The organism is Okeania sp. (genome assembly GCF_983059655.1).
The window spans coordinates 1-4169 of sequence record NZ_CEZPJD010000702.1 but is presented as its reverse complement, the minus strand read 5'-3'; the positions used below and the strand labels follow the sequence as shown (position 1 = coordinate 4169).

Sequence of the window (4169 nt, the reverse complement as noted above, 5' to 3'; positions counted from 1 at the left end):
GGGGAGTCGGGGAGTCGGGGAGTGGGGGAGTCGGGGAGAATTAAACATAAGAATAATTAACATTAACTTACCTCAAAGTAGTAAAAAGATTATTCGACATAAGTTAATTCCCTAATAACTGAAGTTCTAATGAAGTATAGGATTATTTTTGGAAATTGGTATAACAGGGAGAAATTATGATGAAAAATAGTCAAGTTGAGAGACGTTTATTAGTCTGTCAAAATCGCACTTGTCGGAAACAAGGTTCGGTAAGAGTATTAGCTGCTTTTCAGGAATTTGATATGACTAATATTGCCATTGAAAAAAGCGGATGTTTGGGAAAATGTGGTAATGGTCCTATGGTTTTAGTTTTGCCAGAGGAAGTTTGGTATAGTCGTGTTTTTCCTCAACAGATTTCAACAATCTTAGAAGAAAGTTTTATCGGTAGAATAACTGTGAAATGAATCTTTGATTATGAATTTTATTGTCTTAACAGTTAGTTGAATATTTGAGAAAAATAAGTCGAATAAGGAGAAGTTTTTAAATTGAGTAATTTATTTTTACAAGCGGAAGATTTTGAACGTATATTCAAAGAAAATCTAAAAATAGAGACTTATTCACAATCAATAGAAAGTCTATTTAGCGATCGCTTTTTAAGGCGTATTGATTATAAACCTTACTATCAAAGAAATTATGTTTGGGATGATGATAAAGCTTCATATTTTATTGAAAGTATACTTCTAGGAACAGAAATACCTCCTTTAATATTCTTCAAGAATGGAGAACGAACAGAAGTTATTGATGGCAGGCAAAGATTTGAAACAATAGAAAGATTTAAGAATAGTAAATTTCAATTAACTAAAAAAGGTTTATTTGCTTTAAAACAACTCTCCAAAAATACATACAAAACCATTTTTGATAATAAAGAAACTACTAGCATAATAGATTTGTTTTTAGAGGCAAAAATCAGAATAGTTGAATTTGGAATTGTTAATGAAACAAAGTTAAACTCTGTATTAGAAGATAAAATAAAAAAAGAAATATTTGCTAGATATAATTCTGGCATAACGCCTTTAAAGGCATCAGAAATTGACAATGCTGTTTATGATACCGATCCAATTTATCAGTATTTTAAAAATCGTCTGAAGCAAGACCCAGATTTTGAACAATTAATGTATGATTTGTTCTTTAAGCCAAGTAGGAATAGCACTAAAGAGAAAGATAGAGGAAAAATTTTACAATTTATTAGAAAAAATTTAGTCTTAAAAATGTTCCCGATTAAGTACTATTCTCGGAATAATAATAGGACAGAAATTTTAGGAAAATTATTTGAACATTTATCAGATAAAATTTCTGAACCAGAGGTAGAGTTACTATGTCAATCATTTATTGATAAAGTTAAAATTGTAGAATCATTCAGGCAAATCTTTATAGGACTAAAATTAAAGCATAATAGGTTAATTTTTGAATGTTTATTATGGAGCCTACTAATCTTAGAAAATGAAAATGCAAATTTATCGAGACTAAAACACAAGGATTTGCTAGAGAAAATTAGTAAAAAAATATCAAATAACTTCCCAAAATATTTTGAAGAACAGAGGATATTTTATAACACAATACAGGAGCGATATACTTTTGCAGCGAAGTTATTTGAAGAAGAGTTTAAAATTAATTTAGAAGTCTATTATGCAGGAAGTGATGAAAAAAGAAAAGAACTGAGTAAACTACGACAAACAGAGGATGAAGATACTATTACTAAACTTAACGAGCTTAAAGATTTAAGAGTAACTAAGCCAGAACCATCGCGAAATTCAATAGATGATATAGCACGGTTGATGGAACGTAAGAAATTTTTAGTTAGACCTTCTTATCAGAGGTCGGAAGTAACTAATTTACCTAAGGCATCCGCTATTATAGAAAGTATTTTATTAGGTATTAATTGACCGAATAATTAAGGTTTAAAGCCTCTCATGAGCAAGGATAAAAAAGAAAAATTTTTCATAATTAGTCAATCCTCTTCTTTTCAAGGATAGGTAATTATTCATTATTCATTATTCATTATTCATTGTTGAACACCTATTTTTATTTTTAAACGTTCAGATGGAATTTTTGAAGTCATTGATGGCCAACAAAGACTTTTAACAATATTAGGATACCTGGGAAAAGAATATGTTGATGAAGAAAATAAGAAATGTAGCACAAAAAAATCAAATTTTGCCCTAAAAAATTTACGAATTCTTAAGGAATTAAGAAATAAAAAATTCCAGGATTTAGAACTTGCATTACAAGACAAAATATTAGATTTTCAATTATTTGTTGTTGAGATAGAAGAAAGTCTAAATCTAGAATTTAATCCAGTAGACTTATTTGTTAGATTAAATAATAAGCCTTATCCTATTAAAGAAAATTCTTTTGAAATGTGGAACTCTTGGGCAGAACGTGAAGTAATTACAAAAATCAAAGACAATGTTAATGAACATCGAGAATGGTTTCATCTAAAATTAGCCAAAGACCTTGACCGGATGGAGAATGAGGAATTATATACATCTTTAGTATATTTTGAGTTTAAACAGGTTAAAGAACAAAACATAGAAAAAATTGTCAAAATATATAAACAAAATAATAGGATTAATGCTAGACTAGCGGCAATAAAAGGGGATATTAGTTCCGTATTGACAAAAGTTTCTGAACATCAGGAAGATAAGGAACTATTTATGAATAGCATTATAAAGGTGGAAAAATTTATCTCAAAAGTAAAATGTGTGTTGCTTGATGAAGATAAAGATAAAAATCAGCTAGATACATATTTAAAAAATGAATTAGATTCTATCTATAAAGCTCGCAAGGAAAGTCGTTATTTGAGAAGAACTAAACAAGATTTTTATATACTCTGGTATATACTAAATCCTCTGAATGATGAAATGGTAAGATATCATAGAAAAACAATTAAAAAGGAACTAAAAAATTTATTCTATAAAATGAAAAATAGTGAAAATAGTAACTATGATGAACATAAATTTAAAAAAGAAATAGAAAAATTTCAAAATAAGTATAAGCAAGATAAAAGAAAGATAAAATTATCTGATTCAGATAAGGAAATGTTAATCAAAAAACAAGGAAATAGATGCCCTATATCTGGAGATCCTCTGTTTATGGGTGATGAAATAGAAGTAGATCATAAAAAACCATTAGCGATAGGAGGTTTAGATTCTATTGATAACTTACAAATTACTCATAAAAATGCCAATAGAAAGAAAGGCATCAAATACAATAAGGATTAATTACAGTGCTTAATTATATTTTATCCCTCAGAGTAGCTCAGAGAAATTATAAATTGGTATAGTGTTATTTCAGTTATCAGTTAGCCTCCTGTCGGAGGAACTGCGTTAACAGTACCTCTGCAATAAGGAGGCTGGAAATAAGGAATATTCTTTTTTTTATCCCCTTAAAAAGGAAGGCTTTCGACCACAATTTTTAGGTAAAAATACAAACAACTAAATAGTTAAAATATCAATCCAAGGCCATCAAACTATGGTATAAAATTACGTTCTGTTTGTAAATTAATAGCTGGATATATCTAAATTATTGTCAGAATTGAACTAATATACCTAATGAAAGAATTAAATAAGAAGCAACAACAGGTATAATTTAAAAATACAAACAACAAAATAATTAAAATATCAATTCAGAGGATATCAAATTATGGCATACGATTACGATCTATTTGTGATAGGTGCAGGATCGGGTGGGTTAGCATCTTCAAAAAGGGCAGCATCTTATGGGGCAAAAGTAGCGATCGCTGAAAATGACCTAGTAGGAGGTACTTGCGTCATTAGAGGATGTGTCCCAAAAAAACTGATGGTTTACGGTTCCAGATTTTCCCACTTATATCAAGATGCAGTAGGCTATGGTTGGGGTGAAGTAGAACCTAGTTTTGATTGGCATAAATTAATAGATGCTGTAAACACAGAAGTTATGCGTCTGAATAAACTACATATCAATTTCCTGGAAAAAGCAGGAGTGGAATTAATAGAAGGATATGCCAAATTTATCGACCCTCATACCGTAGAAGTAGGCGATCGTAAAATCACAGCGGATAAAATCTTAATCGCTGTTGGTGGAAAAGCAGAAAAAGTCAACATTCCTGGAATTGAACATAGTATTACTTCCCGCGAAATGTTCCACCTCAA

At 29.7% G+C, this 4169-nt stretch carries 4 protein-coding genes; all 4 read left to right on the top strand.

From position 1 onward, the window contains the following. Positions 1-176 precede the first annotated feature (176 nt). Positions 177-443 carry a (2Fe-2S) ferredoxin domain-containing protein gene (locus tag AC3DU7_RS26965; RefSeq protein WP_488042346.1) on the top strand — a complete coding sequence of 89 codons (267 nt, stop codon included), beginning with the start codon at positions 177-179 and terminating at the stop codon, positions 441-443. 81 nt (positions 444-524) lie between these two features. Then, positions 525-1922 (top strand): GmrSD restriction endonuclease domain-containing protein, encoded by a 1398-nt coding sequence (locus AC3DU7_RS26960; RefSeq protein WP_488042345.1) that lies wholly within the window; start codon positions 525-527, stop codon positions 1920-1922. Positions 1923-2396: 474 nt separating this feature from the next. Next, a complete protein-coding gene (locus tag AC3DU7_RS26955) occupies positions 2397-3260 on the top strand; it encodes an HNH endonuclease (RefSeq protein ID WP_488042344.1) in 864 nt (287 codons plus the stop codon). A gap of 421 nt (positions 3261-3681) precedes the next feature. Next, the coding region (locus tag AC3DU7_RS26950; protein WP_488042343.1) for an FAD-dependent oxidoreductase at positions 3682-4169 on the top strand (488 nt) is incomplete at its 3' end.

Coding starts and splice junctions, on each gene's coding strand:
- AC3DU7_RS26955 (WP_488042344.1), top strand. CDS start 2,397: ATGTGGAACTCTTGGGCAGAACGTGAAGTAATTACAAAAATCAAAGAC.
- AC3DU7_RS26965 (WP_488042346.1), top strand. CDS start 177: ATGATGAAAAATAGTCAAGTTGAGAGACGTTTATTAGTCTGTCAAAAT.